The 18,208-nt window shown below is 41.9% G+C and carries 18 protein-coding genes and 3 tRNA genes; 3 read left to right on the forward strand and 18 right to left on the reverse strand.

The window, feature by feature from the left end; all coding sequences use genetic code 11:
• Positions 1-7 precede the first annotated feature (7 nt).
• Both IJE10_07575 and IJE10_07580 read left to right on the forward strand, forming a co-directional pair.
• Positions 8-1,126, forward strand: a complete 1,119-nt coding sequence (locus IJE10_07575; GenBank protein MBQ2967959.1) for an exo-alpha-sialidase — start codon at positions 8-10, stop codon at positions 1,124-1,126.
• A 51-nt stretch (positions 1,127-1,177) separates the two neighbouring features.
• Entirely contained in the window at positions 1,178-6,169 is a 4,992-nt protein-coding gene (locus tag IJE10_07580; GenBank protein ID MBQ2967960.1) for a hypothetical protein, read from the forward strand.
• A 171-nt stretch (positions 6,170-6,340) separates the two neighbouring features.
• Here the strand turns inward: IJE10_07580 and IJE10_07585 are convergent, their stop codons facing one another.
• A complete protein-coding gene (locus IJE10_07585; protein ID MBQ2967961.1) occupies positions 6,341-6,643 on the reverse strand; it encodes a hypothetical protein in 303 nt (100 codons plus the stop codon).
• Here IJE10_07585 and IJE10_07590 point away from each other — a divergent pair.
• Positions 6,642-7,133 carry a helix-turn-helix transcriptional regulator gene (locus IJE10_07590; GenBank protein ID MBQ2967962.1) on the forward strand — a complete coding sequence of 164 codons (492 nt, stop codon included), beginning with the start codon at positions 6,642-6,644 and terminating at the stop codon, positions 7,131-7,133. The genes IJE10_07585 and IJE10_07590 overlap by 2 nt on opposite strands.
• Positions 7,134-7,350: 217 nt before the next feature.
• On the opposite strand, the gene IJE10_07595 is transcribed toward IJE10_07590, so the two are convergent.
• The 17 genes from IJE10_07595 to IJE10_07675 form a co-directional block, all read right to left on the reverse strand.
• A tRNA-His gene (locus IJE10_07595) sits at positions 7,351-7,427 on the reverse strand.
• A gap of 43 nt (positions 7,428-7,470) precedes the next feature.
• A tRNA-Arg gene (locus tag IJE10_07600) sits at positions 7,471-7,547 on the reverse strand.
• Between the two features lie 7 nt (positions 7,548-7,554).
• Positions 7,555-7,628: transfer RNA gene (locus IJE10_07605), tRNA-Gly, on the reverse strand.
• A gap of 84 nt (positions 7,629-7,712) precedes the next feature.
• Positions 7,713-8,342: an MBL fold metallo-hydrolase gene (locus tag IJE10_07610; GenBank protein ID MBQ2967963.1), complete on the reverse strand. Its 630-nt coding sequence runs from the start codon at positions 8,340-8,342 to the stop codon at positions 7,713-7,715.
• Positions 8,343-8,391: 49 nt separating this feature from the next.
• Entirely contained in the window at positions 8,392-9,618 is a 1,227-nt protein-coding gene (clpX, locus tag IJE10_07615) for an ATP-dependent Clp protease ATP-binding subunit ClpX (GenBank protein MBQ2967964.1), read from the reverse strand.
• A gap of 28 nt (positions 9,619-9,646) precedes the next feature.
• Complete coding sequence (clpP, locus tag IJE10_07620; protein MBQ2967965.1) at positions 9,647-10,228, reverse strand: ATP-dependent Clp endopeptidase proteolytic subunit ClpP; 582 nt, start codon at positions 10,226-10,228, stop codon at positions 9,647-9,649.
• A gap of 113 nt (positions 10,229-10,341) precedes the next feature.
• Positions 10,342-11,949 (reverse strand): trigger factor, encoded by a 1,608-nt coding sequence (locus IJE10_07625; GenBank protein ID MBQ2967966.1) that lies wholly within the window; start codon positions 11,947-11,949, stop codon positions 10,342-10,344.
• A 123-nt stretch (positions 11,950-12,072) separates the two neighbouring features.
• Positions 12,073-12,759, reverse strand: coding sequence for a metallophosphoesterase (locus IJE10_07630; GenBank protein ID MBQ2967967.1), 687 nt, complete (start codon positions 12,757-12,759; stop codon positions 12,073-12,075).
• A gap of 23 nt (positions 12,760-12,782) precedes the next feature.
• Positions 12,783-14,285 carry a threonine synthase gene (locus IJE10_07635; protein ID MBQ2967968.1) on the reverse strand — a complete coding sequence of 501 codons (1,503 nt, stop codon included), beginning with the start codon at positions 14,283-14,285 and terminating at the stop codon, positions 12,783-12,785.
• Positions 14,286-14,403: 118 nt separating this feature from the next.
• On the reverse strand, positions 14,404-15,147 hold the full coding sequence (gene truA, locus IJE10_07640; GenBank protein MBQ2967969.1) for a tRNA pseudouridine(38-40) synthase TruA: 744 nt from the start codon (positions 15,145-15,147) through the stop codon (positions 14,404-14,406).
• A 60-nt stretch (positions 15,148-15,207) separates the two neighbouring features.
• Positions 15,208-15,618 (reverse strand): S1 RNA-binding domain-containing protein, encoded by a 411-nt coding sequence (locus tag IJE10_07645; GenBank protein MBQ2967970.1) that lies wholly within the window; start codon positions 15,616-15,618, stop codon positions 15,208-15,210.
• Between the two features lie 26 nt (positions 15,619-15,644).
• Positions 15,645-15,941: a septum formation initiator family protein gene (locus IJE10_07650; GenBank protein MBQ2967971.1), complete on the reverse strand. Its 297-nt coding sequence runs from the start codon at positions 15,939-15,941 to the stop codon at positions 15,645-15,647.
• A 17-nt stretch (positions 15,942-15,958) separates the two neighbouring features.
• Entirely contained in the window at positions 15,959-16,465 is a 507-nt protein-coding gene (locus IJE10_07655; protein MBQ2967972.1) for a spore cortex biosynthesis protein YabQ, read from the reverse strand.
• A 5-nt stretch (positions 16,466-16,470) separates the two neighbouring features.
• Positions 16,471-16,746 (reverse strand): sporulation protein YabP, encoded by a 276-nt coding sequence (yabP, locus tag IJE10_07660; GenBank protein ID MBQ2967973.1) that lies wholly within the window; start codon positions 16,744-16,746, stop codon positions 16,471-16,473.
• 43 nt (positions 16,747-16,789) lie between these two features.
• Positions 16,790-17,038 (reverse strand): RNA-binding S4 domain-containing protein, encoded by a 249-nt coding sequence (locus tag IJE10_07665; GenBank protein MBQ2967974.1) that lies wholly within the window; start codon positions 17,036-17,038, stop codon positions 16,790-16,792.
• Positions 17,039-17,125: 87 nt separating this feature from the next.
• The gene (locus IJE10_07670) at positions 17,126-17,398 is read right to left on the reverse strand and encodes an HU family DNA-binding protein (GenBank protein ID MBQ2967975.1); all 273 of its coding nucleotides are present in this window, start codon (positions 17,396-17,398) and stop codon (positions 17,126-17,128) included.
• A 155-nt stretch (positions 17,399-17,553) separates the two neighbouring features.
• Entirely contained in the window at positions 17,554-18,207 is a 654-nt protein-coding gene (locus IJE10_07675) for a MazG family protein (GenBank protein MBQ2967976.1), read from the reverse strand.
• Position 18,208 lies beyond the last annotated feature (1 nt).

The raw sequence follows: 18,208 nt of genomic DNA on the forward strand, positions 1-18,208 counted from the left end.
TTTTTAAATGTCAAATGCAAAAAACATACCGGCAGACATTCTTGTAAATCAAAAGCAAGAAAAATATTCGGAAGGCATAAGAAAATTTCAAGGATGCCCCACTATTGCTGTAACAAAAGGCGGTCGTCTGTTTGCAGGTTGGTACAGTGGTGGGATTTGTGAGCCTCATATTGAAAACTACAACTTAATTGTATACAGCGACGATAAAGGAAAAACATGGTCAGAGCCTATTGTGATAATACCGAGTAATGAAGAGAAAATGTTTCAGGCACTTGATATTCAGTTGTGGATTTCTCCTGACGGAAATCTTCATGTGTTCTGGGTACAGAATGATGTTACGAAAGCTAACGAAAAGTATTGTACAGATGAATATAAAGGAAAACGAGGTTTTACAACAGATGACGGACATCTTTGTGTAGGTGGTTACTATTTTGATGATAAAGTTCATGCTTGTTGGAACATGGTATGTGAAAACCCTGACGATAATGAAATCAAATTTTCAAAGCCAAGATGTATAGGAACAGGTTTTTTAAGATGCAAACCTTTAATTACCCGAAACAAAGAATGGGTATTATTTAACTATGATCAAACTAACGAAAATTATGGTTATTCGGTATCTTTAGATAACGGCAAAACCTTTGAAAGAAGATATGGTGCGAAAAAAATTGAAACACCTTTTGATGAAACTATGGCGTATCAAAAGGATGACGGCGAAATTAGAATGTTTGCAAGAAGTACTGTAGGCGAAATCGCAGAAAGCAGCACATATGATTTAATCAACTGGACAAAAGCTAAAAAAACCGGAATAATTAGTCCTAATACAAGATTTTACATTCAAAAATTGAAATCAGGGCGAATCTTGCTTGTAAACAATGACCACAGCAAAATAAGAACCAACATGAGTATTTATTTATCCGAAGACGACGGAAAAACATTTAAATACAAATATATGCTGGATGATGTGGGTGAAACAAGCTATCCCGATGTCGATGTTTTATACGACGAAATTTTTCTTGTTTATGACAGAGGCAGATGCAAAGAAAAAGAAATTTTGTTTACTAAATTTACAGAAAACGACATAATAAATAATAATCCTATTTCTGTATCAATCATCAGCAAGCCATAATCAATAATTTCAAATACAAAAATTCTGCACAAAAGAAGGAGAATGTATATCATGACAAAAAGAGGACTAACCTTATTGTTGGCATTGCTTATGTTTATACCTTTAGTAGGAACACCGGTTTTTGCTGAAGAAGACGGAATTATAGTTACGCCAACTACTGACAATTGTATTGAATTTTCAGGTTGGACCGGTTCATCAAGTTTGAAGAGATATGACGGAAAAACCAGTTCACCTATTGGTGGAGGTACAGCAAAATTTGAAGTCCCTTCAACACTCAACGGATGGACAACACTTTATTACTGGATCCCTAAATATGCAAGCGGGTATACTGAGAACATTAATTGCACAATAGGTCTTGAAATTATCACAGCAAATGGTCAGATTCGTAAATTTGCCAAAAAAATAGTAAGTGGCAATGGCGGTGAATGGCTTGAAATTGCAACTGCTTATTTTTCATCTGTCGAAACCGAATACATAAACGTAACAGGTAATACTTCGGGTCAAAACAGACTTACAGATGTTAAGTTTGTAAATGGTGCAAAGGCCGCATATCACATTCTACCTGATCTTTTTTCAGAAACAGGCAGTTGGTCCTGCTCCTCATATCCTAAAAACGGTGCCTATCAGGACAAAGTTATGGTTTCTACCTATGCAAATGAACACCCTGCAATAATAATTGGCGAAAATCTTATTCCCGGAAATTACTATGTCTATGTTCATTCCGTCGACTGTGATTATTCCACCGGCGACAGAGCGTTTTATCTTGAAATAAACGGACAAGCAGTTTATAAGCTTAACGAAACAGCATCAAAATCAAGATATTTCGGTACCCACCTTGTTGGCACTGACATTGAAAACAGTCAACCAAATTCTGCCGAAGCTATCCCATATTTTGATTGGGAACAAATGACAGCACCTTCAAAAACAATAACTGTAGGCGAAGATGGGAAACTTGAACTTAAAGTTCATGCTCTGTCAGGATTTGCAAGATTTGACACAATTGTTATAACGCAGGACGAAAATTTTGACAAAACCCTTACGGGTGAAATGGGAATTTATTGTGCAGAACCTTTCCCCGCAATTACCCCATACAGTGACCGTATTCAATTCCCTAAAAAATATATGGGAAACTTAACTTCCGTAGATTTATGTGCAACTCTTTCAAACAGCCATACAACGATATCTTTCAGAAAAGGTATAACTGAAAGTGGCGAAACTGTTGTTCAAAGAAAAGTTGTAACAGATGATGTCGTTACCATTCCTTATGAAAACGGATTCGGTGTGATGTCACTTTTTGCAACAAAAGCAACAGGCTACAATTATAGCGGATACTACGGTCAATTTCAAACCGAATATCCCTCCGAACAATCGGGAATTTTGCGTATAAACGATCAGAATGTATTCCGTTCAGGTATACCAGAATGGATTATTCCTGAAACTCTTGAACAGATAAACGAAAACACCGTTAAAATGACAGCTGACGGAACATACGCTTCGCTTGTTATGGTGTGGACCCTTGAAGAAAATGATTTAGAGCCTAAAGTTACGGTTACTGCGACCGCAAAACAAGACGGTGAACTTTCGTTTGGTTTCTTCAACGAGGTTCAGGAAATTGCAAGAGACAAAGTGGGCTATGTTCTTAACCCTTACAGATGGCAAGAAAGCAGATTACCTGACCCCGGAGTTACAATAACAGAAACTAACTCAACCACCGACCACACTCAAATGACCTATAAAATGAATGAAAAAGGTCAGGAAATTTCACTCGGTGTTGCGGTTGACAGATCATCAATAGATTTAACAGTTCCTGTTGAAGGCTCAGAGTATGAAACAGGTAGATGGCCGCACGATACAGCTGAATACACCTTTACAAAAGAGTGGAACGAAGATAAGCTCCCTGACGGAACATATAAAAGCACTTACCTTGATTATAAAGAAGAAAATGCAGACTTTGTAATGAACACCACAGGTGAAAACGGCGGAGTTCTTCCTGCAATTTTTGCTCCTAAAATGGCAAGTATTGACTCTTCTTTCAAAACGGGAGATACATACACTTTCTCTTACAGACCCTTGTCAATCGTATCAACATTAGGTGAAAACAGAGGATGGTACGATATGTACAAACACGTAGCACAGGACTTAAGAGGTGTTTACGACTACCGTGACAATTACTATTCATCTATGACAGATGCCGCGTTCAACATTCTGAATTTCTTAAAGGACGATGAGGCAAGCGGTTGGGACTCTAATATGATTGGTCACTATAATATCGAAGACTCAAACTGGGTAACAAACTCTAATGGTCTTTCGTATCTTCAGAATTACCTTCTTACCGAAGACTATGACCTTTTAATGAGAAGAACTCTCCCGTCAATGGGTTCAATGCTCACAAGAAGCAATTCACATATTCATAGCAGATTTTCAATAAGAAGTGAGTCAGAAGGACCTATCAACAAAGAACTTGAGTACACTCCTATCGGCATGGGTAACGCTGCATTTGAGGGTGCATATCTTATGAGCAGAGGCCAGATGCCTGTTTACAGAAATATCGCAAAGAGCAGATTCATGAATACCAATGTTGAATCTGCAGGAATGAATCTTAAAAACACCACCGACTACTATTGGTACGAGCGTGCGAACGGCTCTGAAACCTTCCCTCTTGCAATTGCCAATGCAGACGAATATCTAATCAAGCGTTCATTTCTTTCAAGTGATAAAACTCCCGACCTTGAAAGTTTCATTAACATAAGCTACACTCCACAGTTTCAGGCACAGCTTGATGCGTATGAAATTACAGGTGATACAAAATATCTTGAAGGTGCAGTTGAAGGTGCAAGAAGATTTTTGCCTTCACTCAGAATCACCGATATTCCCGAAAGCAAAGATGTTTTATGGATTGAAAACACAGAGCAATTAGTGGCTGAAGACAAGCAAAGACGCAGCAGTGCCTGGTCTATAGCAGACAGAAGATACCGCAGAGGTGCTCTTATGGAAGCAACCGGAAGCACAATATCCGAAAACGGTTCTGTCTACAACGAATACATCATCAAAGGTTATGATGAAAACTACATGAATGTCCGTGATATGACACAACCATATCCTGCATGGGTAACTTCAAGAACCGGTCTTGGTGTTGAGCAATTTTCGACCTGTTTAGAAGGTGCAAACATTACAATGTCAACTTGGGCAGGCGATGTTTTAAGACTTGGTTATCTTTCTGGCGATGAGCTTATGATGGACCTTGCGCGTTCCTCGTTGGTAGGTAGATTTGCAAATTATCCAGGATATTACATCAGAAACTACACAACCATTTACGGTCTTGAAAATTATCCTACAGAGGCATTCGACAGCACATACCTTTATTTTCACCACGCACCTGTATTACTCTCAGCAATTCACGACTATCTTTTTTCAAATGCTTATGTAAAATCCGACGGAAAGGTAAACTTTCCCAATACGAGAATTCAGGGCTATGCATGGTTTAACAACAGAATGTATGGTCATGAGCCCGGCGTAATTTATGATGAAAAGGAAATGTGGCCCTGGCTTAAAGAAGGCACAATTGAAGTTTCATCAAAGCAGATTGACTGGATTGCAGGAAGAAACGAAGGCAGAGCGGCATTTGTTCTGACCAATGCAGGTGATAACACAGAAAATATAACAGTTGCATTTAACGCAGACCTCGGTATAAAAAACGGAGCAGTTGCAACCATTTACGACAAAACCGGCAACGCGGCAACTACTGTCGTAAAAGATAACAAGCTCACTGTTGCAATTCCTGAAAAGGGAATTGTGACAGTTGCAGTATCCGGTTCCGGCATCCACATGCCCGAATACGCCAAAATAGTATTCAACGAAACAGCGCAGAACGAATTGGGCACCTCTGCTCTCGGTCTTATGTACGAAGGAAGAGATTATGAACAAAGTTACTCCATACAGCCAAACAATAGCTATACATTCACTTATGACATCGATAAAGGCTACGATGTTAAAGCGTATGCACTTGCACTTGCACCCGACAACTATATGGGTTACATCTTTGTGGGCGGACGTTCAGCAGAACAATATGAATTCATAAACGAACAAGGCGAAAAGGCAGTCGGTGGCGGCGACGGGAACAAAGGCATTATAAAAACCACTCTCAAATGGCGTTTTGAGGGAGAAAGTGATATTAAAACAGAAATTGACGAAAACTTTCCCTACGAATTTTTCATTCCGGTTACTGACAGAAACAAAAAAATCGTATTTAATGTTGAAACCGAATACCAAGACGGTATTAAAACGCTTGACAAAGAATACACCATCGCTCCACAGGAAATTACAGTTTATGAACCCCAAAAATATACGTTTGAGCCGATATCTATGTCTATTGTAAGCAATCTCGGTGGTGTAAGTTCGCCACTTACAACCGGAAAAAGCAAATATTGTATTCAAAATCAAAGCATCAGCTTTTTCCCGTTCAATGCTACTGCACAAAATGCACTTAAAGACTGTTACTTAAGCGGTTACCTGAAAGTAAAAGACTTAACCAGCACTACCGATGTTATAGAAAAAGGATATGTACTTTTTGACAATGTTCCCATCGTAAACAGTGTAATAAACACCTCTGCGAGCAACAGACTTGATTTTTCCGTAAACGACATCATCTACACAGACATACCGGAAAACACCCATGAATACAAAAACGGCACATATATAGGGGCACTTCAGGGAACAGTTGTGGGTCTATCAGAACACACAGATGCCTATGAATGGGGAAATCTCTACATAACAAACGCAGATTCTAAAAAAGGCTTGCAGTTTACCAGAAACGGAAACACCTATACCCTTTCAAATGATGGTGCTTGCTGTCTGTTTGTTGCGGTCGCTACATACAGTGACCAAAACCAAATGCTTGATGCACGGATCGAACAGGTAATCGTGAGTATTAACAACAGTAAATCATACACCATTTCCAACAACCAGAAACTCTTTGTATGGGAATGCGATGTAAACAAAGGTACTTCACTATGCCCCGTTTTTTCAAGCAAATCCGCACAATAAATAGCTCCTGCCAAACCAAATCGCCACCTGTTAATTTTCGGGTGGCGTTTTTCTATGCTCAAAATTCTATCATTTAAAAGCAATTTTCCAAATGATACATCCTATGGATTCATCAGAAAAAATAACAAACCGATAGCTGATTTAGTATCAACTATCGGTTCTTTTTGTTACTCATGTATTCAGTTTATAAACATCCTCAATGGCTTTTTGAGAACGGATGGCATCCTCTGCCGGAATGGGAACGTCGCATTCACCCAAGACCGCTTTGCCGAAGGCTTCTATTTCTTTGGTGTACATATTTCCGAAAGTAACCTCTAACGGAACGGGTACAACCATGCTTCGGTTCTGGTCGGCATCATAACCGCCTGCATCCGAAACGGCAAGAACTTCAACACGTCCCTCTTCCACTTGCAATAATGTGCCCTTGGCAACCACTGAGCCTTTTGCACCGTAAAAAGAAAGACTTCTCACCATGAAAAAATATCGCGACGAGCTTCCGCTATATAATTTAGAACAAATTAAAAGCATTTCCAATATTGCGCAGCTTCTTGTCAAGCACATTCTGCTGGAAAACATGCTTACTCCCGAATATGATGAAAACATAAGCGAAGCTGTCTGTTATATCCACGAAAATCTAAAGACGCCTCTTACAATTCAGGACATTGCCCAAAGTGCCAACATTTCCAAAAGTGCACTATACCGCAATTTTCACATTTCTTTTGGTTGTACCGTAATTGAACATGTGACCAAAAAGCACATTGAAAAAGCCATAGAGCTGATGCGCGAAGAAAAACTGACTATTGAAGAGCTTGCTCTGCGGATAGGCTTTTCAAGTAGTTCCTATTTCAGTAAAATGTTCAAAAAAGTAACAGGGGTTTCTCCGTTGAAATATTATAGGGTACATTTTACATGGTTGCTCCATAAATTTAGCGATTTTCTTAAAAATTTGACGATTACCCCATAAGTTTCACGATTACTCAAAAATTTCACGATTACCCCATAAGTTTGACGATTACCCTATAAATTTCACGATTTGAATATAAAAAAATAACCGCTACCCGGAATTTTACGCTCGGATAGCGGTGTTTTTATGTTTGAAATTATAATGAGAAACCTGGAAATGGCTTAAATAAAAGCAAAAATAAAAGGACAACAATTCTATCAAAGTTGTTGTCCTTATGTGGGGCGATTATAGGGAGTCGAACCCTAGGCCTCCAGAGCCACAATCTGGCGCTCTAACCAACTGAGCTACAACCGCCATATATAAAGCCTTTTTTTAAAAAAAGGCTTTTTTGTAAAAATGGCGCGCCTGAAGAGATTCGAACTCCTGGCCCACTGCTTAGAAGGCAGTTGCTCTATCCAGCTGAGCTACAGGCGCGCATTTATGGAGCGGGTGATGGGAATCGAACCCACACGACCAGCTTGGAAGGCTGGGGTTCTACCACTGAACTACACCCGCATTCTTGCGACGTGAATTATTATACCAAATTCACGTCGTTTTGTCAAGTCTTTTTTTGCATTTTTTGAAAATAAAATATGATTTTTAGTCCAGTGCTTCGAGGATATACGGATTTTCTGCAAGTTCCTCTGCAATGGTCGTAATTTCACCATGTCCGGGGTAAACCGTAAGCTCTCCGGGCAAGGTTGCAATCTTGTCCCGGAGGGTTTTTGTCATAGCCGACAAACTACCACCCGGCAGATCTACACGTCCGATGCTTCTGCGGAACAGAGTATCCCCTGCAAACAGCGCATCCTCGCAGATAAAGCAACAGCTTCCCTTGGTGTGACCGGGTGTATGTATAACGGTGAAGGTTAAGTCACCGAAATTAAGCTTTGCACCGTCTTCAAAGTAGGCATCCGCCTCAAATTCGTCGTCTGTACCGAAATCAAAAATACCCTGTTGCTCTTCTTCTTTGAGCATTTTACGGTCATCGTAATGAATATAAACCGGCAAGGGCTCATATCTTTCCTTCAAGGCTACAACCGCACCCGTATGGTCAAAATGACCGTGGGTCAGCAAAATTGCTTTCGGTTCCAGATCGTTTTCCGCGATAAAATCTGCAATGGTTTCGCTGTCATCGCCGGGATCGACAATCACACACTCTCCCGCTTCGTCATACACAATGTAACAGTTTTCCTCCAGGACGCCTGTTACAATTATACTAAAATCCATCTCTTTTCTCCTTAATTTTTTAAAGGGGTTTTATTTATTAATACTTTCCTTATTCAAGAATCGGCTGTGTGCCGTTTTTCACCACATCCGCTGTAATCAGACACCTTCTGATTTCCGGATGTGACGGCAGGTTAAACATCGTATCCTGCAACACATTTTCCATGATGGCTCTTAAGCCTCTGGCACCGGTTTTGCGCTCAATGGCAAGATCAGCTACGGCTTCTAATGCCTCCTGCTCAAAAACCAGTTCACAGTTGTCATAAGCAAAAAGCTTTTCATACTGCTTAACCAATGCGTTTTTAGGCAATGTTAAAATCTGTACAAGTGCCTCACGGTCGAGCTTTGAAAGAGAAGCCATAACCGGAAGTCGTCCTACAAACTCAGGAATCAAGCCAAACTTTAATAAATCCTGCGGTTCAACCGCCTTGAAAAAGTCCTGACTGCGGTCTACACTTTTTCCAAGGTCTGCGCCAAAGCCCAAAACCTTGTTACCAAGACGTTTTTCTACGATTTTTTCTAAGCCGTCAAAGGCGCCGCCGCAAATGAACAGAATGTTTGACGTATCAATCTGAATAAATTCCTGATGCGGATGTTTTCTGCCGCCCTGAGGCGGAACAGAAGCCACTGTGCCCTCTAAGATTTTCAACAAAGCCTGCTGTACACCTTCACCGCTGACATCACGGGTAATAGACGGATTATCCGATTTTCTGGAAATTTTATCAATTTCATCAATATAGATAATGCCCTGCTCAGCCCGCTCAATATCAAAATCAGCCGCCTGAATGAGCTTTAACAGGATGTTTTCCACATCCTCGCCCACATAGCCTGCCTCGGTAAGGCTTGTTGCGTCAGCAATCGCAAAGGGTACATCCAAAATTTTCGCTAAGGTTGCCGCAAGAAGTGTTTTACCCGAACCCGTGGGACCGAAAAACAAAATATTACTTTTCTGAAGCTCCACTTCGTCATTTTCGTCCAGGCTATTTAAGCGTTTATAATGATTGTATACCGCAACAGCAAGTGCCTTTTTAGCAGATTGCTGCCCGATGACATACTGATCTAACTGCTCACAAATCTCTGCGGGTGTCGGGATTCGTTCATCCGAAGTTTCGGGCATGAATTCCTCCACAGCCTCGTCATCATAAATCATGTTGACACAAAGCTGAACACATTCGTCACAAATGTACAGGCCGGGCCCACCGGAAACCATCTTCGCAACCTGCTTCTGTGTTTTACCGCAGAAAGAGCAACGAATTAAGTTTCTCTCGTCTGTAGCCATGTTTTGCCCTCCTTAAAATACTAATGAATCATCTTCGTTCGAGAACCTTGTCAATCAAACCGTATTCCATCGCTTCTTTTGCGGACATAAAATTGTCACGTTCGGTATCTCTCTGGATAACCTCCAGGGGCTGACCGGTCACTTCGCTTAAAATACCGTTTAAGTTGTCACGGATTCTGATAATGCGGTCTGCATGGATTTTGATATCGGTTGCCTGACCCTGGGTACCGCCTAAGGGCTGATGAATCATGATTTCGCTGTTCGGAAGTGCAAAGCGCTTGCCCTTTGCACCTGCAGAAAGCAAAAACGCACCCATAGATGCCGCCATACCCACACAGATGGTCGATACATCGCACTTGATATAGTTCATGGTATCATAAATCGCCATACCTGCTGTAATGGAACCGCCGGGGCTGTTGATATAAAGGCTGATGTCTTTTTCTGCATCCACACCTTCCAGGAACAAAAGCTGTGCCACAACAAGGCTTGCGGTAACGTCATTAACTTCTTCACCTAAGAATATAATTCTGTCGTTTAAAAGTCTGGAATAAATGTCATACGAACGTTCGCCACGGCTGGTCTGTTCTACAACCATGGGTACTAAACTCATTAACGGATCTTTCATACCTAAAATCCCCTCTCTTCGATGTTTTTCGATAAATTTGTTATGATACAGCGAGGAAGGTAAACTTTAAAAATTTACCTTCCGCACTTCTTATTTGATTATTCAGCGTCTTTCTTAGCTGTGGTTTTCTTTGCAGTAGTAGTCTTTTTTGCTGCAGGTTTCTTTTCTGCTTCGCCTTCTGCTTTTTTGGTTGTGGTGGTCTTCTTAGCTGTGGTAGACTTGGTCGCAGTGGTTTTCTTTGCAGTTGTCTTCTTTTCTTCGCCTTCAGCAGCTGCCTTCTTGGTTGTGGTGGTCTTCTTTGCTGCGGGTTTCTTTTCTGCTTCACCTTCTGCTTTTTTGGTTGTAGTGGTCTTCTTAGCTGTGGTGGTCTTTTTTGCAGTTGTTTTCTTTGCAGCAGTCTTTTTTTCGGTTGCTTCTGCAACTTCGGTTACCTTCGCATTTTCAACCAGGAATTCAACAGTCTTGCGGGTTACGCATTCCTGCTTGAACGCATCCATCTGACCTGCCATGATTTCTTTAATCTTTTCAACTTCCATGCCGTAGCCTTTAGCCATCTTTTCGAGTTCAGCATCAACGTCTGCATCGGTTGCTTCAATTTTTTCAGCCTTTGCAATTGCATCGAGTGCCAAAGAACCCTTAACGGAAGCTTCAGCCTGGGTCTTATAATGTTCTTTCATGCTGTCTAAGGTCATGCCGGTGTACTGGGTGTACATTTCAAGGCTCATGCCCTGCTGACGGAGCTGCATATCAAATTCCTGCAGCATGTTGCCTGCACGTTCGTCAACCATTGCGGGCGGAACGTCCACGGTCATACCTTCAACAACTGCTTCTACCGCTTTGTTTTCAAGGTCAGCCTTTGCCTGTGCGTCTTTTCTTTCCTGTGCCTTTGCTTTGATGTCTGCCTTAAGTTCTGCCAAAGTATCAAATTCGCTTACATCTTTTGCGAATTCGTCATCCAGAGCAGGAATTTCCTTCTTCTGGAGTTTGTTGAGTTTTACATGGAATACGGCAGCCTTACCCTTAAGGTCTTCTGCATGGTATTCTTCGGGGAATGTAACGTCGATATCTTTTTCTTCGCCAAGTTTCATACCCACAACGCCTTCTTCAAAGCCGGGGATGAAAGAGCCGGAACCGAGTTCTAAATCATGACCTTCTGCCTTGCCACCGTCAAATGCAACGCCATCAACGGTACCGAGGTAGTCAATGTTTGCAGTATCGCCCATTTCAGCAGCTCTGTCTTCTACGGTAATCATTCTTGCATTTCTTTCCTGCATTCTGGTCAGTTCTGCATCCACTTCAGCGTCTGTCACTTCAGAAACAACTTTTTCAAGCTTTAAGCCTTTGTATTCGCCCAAGGTTACATCGGGTGTTACGTCAACCTTAACGGTCAGAACCAGATCTTTACCGTCACCAATTTCTTTGATGTCGATTTCAGGACGGGAAACAGGATCAAGTTCCAGTTCCTTAACAGCATCGGGATATGCGGTCTGCAACAGTTCGTTTACAGCATCTTCGTAGAAGATTTCGGGGCCGTAAAGCTTTTCGATGAACTTTCTGGGAGCCTTACCCTTACGGAAACCGGGAATCATAATCTGCTTGCGGTTCTTTATGTAAGACTTCTGCATACCTTCTTCAAATAATTCAGGAGATACGGTGATTTCAAAATCTACGGTATATCCTTCTTTTTTAATCAATTTTGCACTCATTTGTTTTTCCTCCTAAACATTTCTTAAAAGTAAAATCTATGTGTAAAGAACAATTTCTTCATTAAAACTGTTCCGTTTGTCTTTACAGACAACAAACTGCATAATAGTATATCATATTTTTCATCAGAATGCAAGAGCTACAGGGCAAAATTCCACCTGATCGCACGAAACCAACCTGAATCGGATGCCATCACTTTCCGCATCCACCGGAATTTTGTGCCCTCGGTTGTGGATGTGCCCATACACACAGGTGTGTACGTCATATTTTTTCAAAAGCGCGTGCATTTCTGTAATTGGCTCACCGTTTTTGTAAAAGGGCGGATAGTGCAGCATGGCAACCATTTTGCTTCCGTTTAGCTTTTTGCCCTCTATCAAAGAGTTTTCCATACGCATAAGCTCTCTTGCCTTCAACCGCTCTTCGGTTTCCTTTTCAAAACCCTTTGTAGCACACACCGCAACATTTTCAGCTAAAAATGCGCTGTTATACACAAAGCGTATGGTTTTGAACGCATGGGCATCTAAAAACTGATTCATTTTGGTAACCGTTTCCCACCAATAATCATGATTGCCCTTTGAGATGTATTTTATACCGGGTAATTGCTCGATAAAGCGAAAATCTTTTTCCGCCTGCTCTAAGTATGTGCCCCAGGACACATCACCGGGAATCAAAACCGTGTCGGTGTCGTTTACCGTTTTTTGCCACATATCTTTTATCCGTTCGGTATAATTTTCCCAGTTTGTGCCAAACACATCCATGGGTTTATCCACCTGTTCGGACAAGTGAAGGTCGGACAATGCAAAAATCGCCAAGCGCTTTCTCCTTTTTTACAAAATTACATTCTGAGGAATTCTCTGACCACTTCCTGCAAATCCTCTTTTTCGCAGGTTACGTCAAACAGCACGGGAGCTGTCTTTAAGCCTGCAAGAGATTCGGGAACCGTCAGTCCCGTACGTTTGCTCAAATCTTCCAGGACTTCAAACTCATCTCTGCCGAATACAGTGCCGTCACTGCCATCCAGCGCGTCCATAACGCTGCTGCTGAACTTAAACGGGCTTGCGGTAGAGGCAATTACTGTCTTTGTAGTATCGCCGGACTCCTTCTTATAGGCATCATACACAGCCTTTGCAACAGCGGTGTGGGTGTCCATAATGTATCCGTCCTGCTCAAACACACGTTTGATGGTTTCTTTAGTTTGAGTATCGTCTGCACAGCCTGCTTCAAAACGGTCTTTCAAGAATGCCTTGATGGATTCGGACACTTCATATGTACCTGTTTCGTTCAGCTGTTGCATATACCCTTTAACCTCCGCATCATTTTCGCCCGAAGCATGATGTAAAAGACGCTCTAAGTTGCTGGAAATCAAAATATCCATAGAGGGCGAAATGGTTAAATGGAAGTCGCGGTTTTTATTGTAAACACCGGTTTTCAGGAAATCAGTGAGTACGTTGTTTTCGTTGGATGCACAGATAAACTTGTTTACCGGCAAGCCCATGAGAGATGCATAATATGCCGCAAGAATGTTACCGAAATTACCGGTAGGCACAACAATGTTAATCTTGTCGCCCATGGTGATTTCTCCACCCTTGCACATTTCTGCATACGCAGACCAGTAATACACAATCTGCGGTACCAGTCTGCCCCAGTTGATGGAGTTTGCAGAGGACAGCATAAAGCTGTGCGCATTTGCCTGTGCAGCAAAATTGTCATTGGTAAAAATCTTCTTCACACCGGTCTGGGCATCGTCAAAGTTACCGTTTACTGCGGTAATATTTACGTTATTTCCCTTCTGGGTAACCATCTGGAGCTTCTGCACCTTAGATACACCTTCTGAGGGGTAAAACACATTGATTCTTGTGCCTGCAACATCCGCAAAACCTTCCAAAGCCGCTTTGCCGGTATCCCCGGAGGTTGCAACCAAAATGACAACTTCTTTTTTAACACCGGTCTTCTTCAGTGCGGTTACCAGAAGATGCGGCAGAATCTGCAATGCCATATCTTTAAACGCACAGGTCGGACCGTGCCAAAGCTCTAAAATATACTCCTCGTTGTTTAATTTATAAACGGGTGCAATGGTGTTGGTACCAAACTTTTCTTTGGTGTATGCCTTTGTTACACAGTCAAGTACTTCTTTTTCGGTATAATCTGTTAAAAATTTACCTAAAATGTGTACGGCGCGCTGTGCATAGCTCATTTCGGGAAGCGCTTTGATTTCTTCTTCCGAAAGCGTAGGGATGCTGTCGGGTACAAACAAACCGCCGTCCGGGGCAAGACCTTTGATAATCGCCTCGCAGGAAGACAGCTGAACCGAACAATCCCTTGTGCTGTGGTAGTACATACGCGTTCTCCTTTCGCATATCTGTTTTATCTTATATATTATATACTAAATTCAGAAAAAATCAAGTCATTTTCATAAACTTTTTGCGTTTTTTCGTTATTTTTTGCTTTTTTAGCTCTTATTTGTCATATTCTACCCTTTCGAGTGTCAACCCTTCGGGCGGAAGCATGGTTCCGGCATCTTGCCTCTCTCCCGTTTCAAAGGCTTTTAAAATCGTTGCTGCATCGATTTTTCCGAGTCCTGCGTCTAAAAGCGTACCTGCCAGAATCCGAACCATGTGATACAAAAAGCCGTTTCCGGTAAATTCCATGCGTATCTCCTCTGCCTGCTCGATTATCTCAATAGATTCTATGGTACGGACGGTAGATTTTTTACTCTTTTTCAACGAGGAGAATGCTAAGAAATCGTGCGTACCCAAAAGAAGTTCGGCGGCCTTCCGCATTTTGTCCGCATCGGGACGGATATCCTCTGCATAATAGACATATTTGCGCTTAAAAACCGAAGGCTTTTGTAAGGCGATGGTGTAGCTGTAGGTTTTACGCACAGCAGACAATCTGCTGTGAAAGCGCTCGTCTGCCCGCTCACAGCAAAGTACACGCACATCCTGCGGTAAATACCGATTGCAGTAAGCGAGAATTTCTTCGGGTTCGATATTCTTTTTCGTTTTAAAATTAAAAACCTGCCCTTTTGCATGCACCCCTGCATCAGTTCTGCCCGAGGCGTGAATTTCGGCAGGCTCTTCCAAAAGCTCTGCTAAAATATGCTCAAATTTCCCCTGCACGGTGTTATGGGTGGTATGCTGTTTCTGCCAGCCGTTATAACGGGTACCGTCATACTCCACCGTCATTTTGTAATTATTCATATCATCTCTCCCAAATTAAAAAAAACGCCCTCCAAGGGCGTTTTCAGCTTTGTTATATTTTTATCCTCTTTTGCGATTGGAACCGCGCTTGGATTCGAAATTACGCTTAAGTGCCAGCATTTTATCATCGCTGTCCTGCTTAAAGCGACTCATTTTCTCTTCAAAAGACAAATCCTGATCCTGCGCCCTGGTAAACATTTCCACATCCGCCGGACGGGAAGATGCATTTTTCTTTTCTTCCTCCAAAACCTTTTTTACGGATAAACTGATTTTGCCGTTGGTGATACCGACTACCTTTACCTTCACTTCATCCCCGACCTTTACATGGTCGTTAATGTCCTTTACATAGTTTAAGGCTATTTCGGAGATATGAATCAATCCGACCTTTCCGCCCTCTAACTGTACAAAGGCACCAAAATTCGTGATTCCGGTAATTTTCCCGGTAACATTACTGCCAACTTCCAACTGCATGCTTGCAATTTCCTCCTTAAAGGTTTTTATTTAGAAACGTCCACGAAAACGACTTCGTTGGGTTTAACCATACCCATATCCCGTGCGTCCTGTTCCACGCGTTCCATCTCATCCTGGGTTTTCATCTGGTTTTCGATATGTAAGCGTTCAGATTCCTGTGCCGCAATCTGATTGTTCAGTGCTTCCCCTTCTGCTTTTAAGCCTGCAATGGCAGACTGCTGTCCCCACACCACGCTGAGAACCCATATGATTGCACCGCAAAGTAAAACTGTCATAAAACGGCTTCGCATGAAACCGACTTTTTCCTTTGTCTTTGCCGCCACAACAATTCCTCCTTTGCTCATTTTTGCAGATATTTCCTAAAAAACACCATTCCTTTATTTATTTTAAACCAAAAAAAGCGTATTGTCAACCTATTTTTTCGTATTTTTCGTATTTTTTTTGCAGTTTTTTTACAAACGGGACGAATCAGATGCCGATTCAGCATCCGAAACGGAAAAAACAGAATCCGGAACACAAAAAAAATGCCCGAAAGCAACCGTTTCAGCAGCACGGTACCGCACGCAACAATAACGGAGCTGACACTTAAAAAATACACCAGCGCACCAACCGCCATTGCAATCATCTCAAAAAGACGCATCTGCCCATGATTGGAAAAAAGCAGCATTCCGAACGCAAGAAGCGCTGACAGTATCCAAAAAAGCATATCCAGCATAAAAGTGAGCCAAACACCCGGCTGAAAGGTGCGCCTTATAATTTTAAACAAATCGTACAAAAAAGCACAGGTAACACCCGAAAGTGCACTTAAAAAAAGCACCCGCACCTCTGACGCAAGCTCTAAATCCATACCGGTCACCGAAACAGTCTGGAAAACAGACCGCCCTTTTCCGCACTCGTTTCTTCGCTGTACAGCAGTCCCGTTATATCGCCCTCAATGGCAAGCTCCCCGTCATCCACCGAAAGCTTATTCATCCGAAGCTCTGTACCGGTTACTTCTAAAAAGCCGAGCACGGTTTCCAGTACAATTTTCTCTTCACAGAATTCCTCCACACCCAGCACGCCCGAAACAAAAAGCCTCTCTCGCTCTTCCAGCTGTATATTCTGTTGCATTCCTTTTTTGTCATCCATAGCCGTACCTCCTTTGGTACAGCATATGAGATTTAAGGGTTAATTATTCGTCAAACTGACGGTATAAAAGGGGCGCGTTTTCTTTGGTTACATGCTCCTTGTCCGCCTCGAGCACCTCCACCTTCAGCTCGCGCTCACCCATACGAATGGAAATAATATCCCCTTGTTTTACATCATAAGAAGCCTTGACAATCTTGCCGTTTACCGAAATACGCTCCTTGTCGCAAGCTTCATTGGCAACCGTTCTTCTTTTAATCAGACGGGATACCTTTAAAAATTTATCTATACGCATATCACATTCTCCTCAGCGAATCTGTAATCTTTCAATAAAAAGGCAAAAGGCTGTGACAAAAAGTCACAGCCGTTTTTGGTGCAAAAATTATTTGATTGCAACTTTCAAGCCCTGGCCTGCTTTGAAAACAGGAGCCTTAGACGCCGGGATTTCGATCTTAGCCTTAGTTCTGGGGTTGATACCGGTTCTTGCAGCTCTTTCTTTAACTTCGAAAGTACCGAAACCTACCAACTGAACCTTGTCGCCTTCAGCCAAAGCATCCTTAACGGCATCCATAACAGCGTTGATTGCTTTTTCAGCGTCTTTCTTGGACAATTCCGCCTTCTTAGCAACTGCATCGATGAGTTCTGTCTTATTCATTCTACATTACACCTCCTACTTTTTTCAAATTGGGATATAAAAGCTATGCTTAAACAAGCATTTCTTTCCGTTTGTTTGTTAGGTAAACCCCTAAACCCTTTTGCCAAATGATGTAAAATCAAATGACTACAATACACATTATAACCAATTTTTTCTCATTTTTCAAGTGTTTTTGCAAAATTTTCTAAAAAATTATTTAAAATCAGCTCGGGAGAGCGGTTTGAAAGCCCGCAAATTCCGCTTACGGCGTACAAAATCGCCCCGATTTGTGCATCGGTCGCATCTTGTGTTTTCTCGATATTCTGCAGATTTTCTTCAATTTTCTCCAAATATCTCGATATATTCTCTTCTTCTTTTCCCCATTTTCGCATTTTTTGCGAAAATTTCATGCTTCTTTGCAGAGCGGGCAAATATTTTGAGATATTTTCTAAAATTTCGGTCTCAGAAGCGAGATTTTTTTCTTTTTTCTTGATTTCGTCCCAACTTTCTGCTTCCGAGCCGGGACTAAAAATTGCAGGATGACGGCGCACCATTTTATGTGCCAGCGCATCACACACATCCGAAAAAGTATACTCCCCTGCCTCTTCGCCGATTTCGGCATGCAGAAGAATCTGCATCAGCAAATCACCCATTTCGTCTGCCATTTTTGCACCGTCGCCCAAATCTAATGCCTCTAACACCTCATAGGCTTCTTCAACGAGACAATTTTTAAGACTGGCATGGGTTTGTACACTGTCCCAGGGGCATCTTTTGCGGAGCGTCCTGATAATCGCCTGCAATTCTTCAAACGTATATTTTTTATCCTGCATT

This window comes from Clostridia bacterium (genome assembly GCA_017410375.1).
In the GTDB taxonomy this organism is placed as follows: domain Bacteria; phylum Bacillota; class Clostridia; order RGIG6154; family RGIG6154; genus RGIG6154.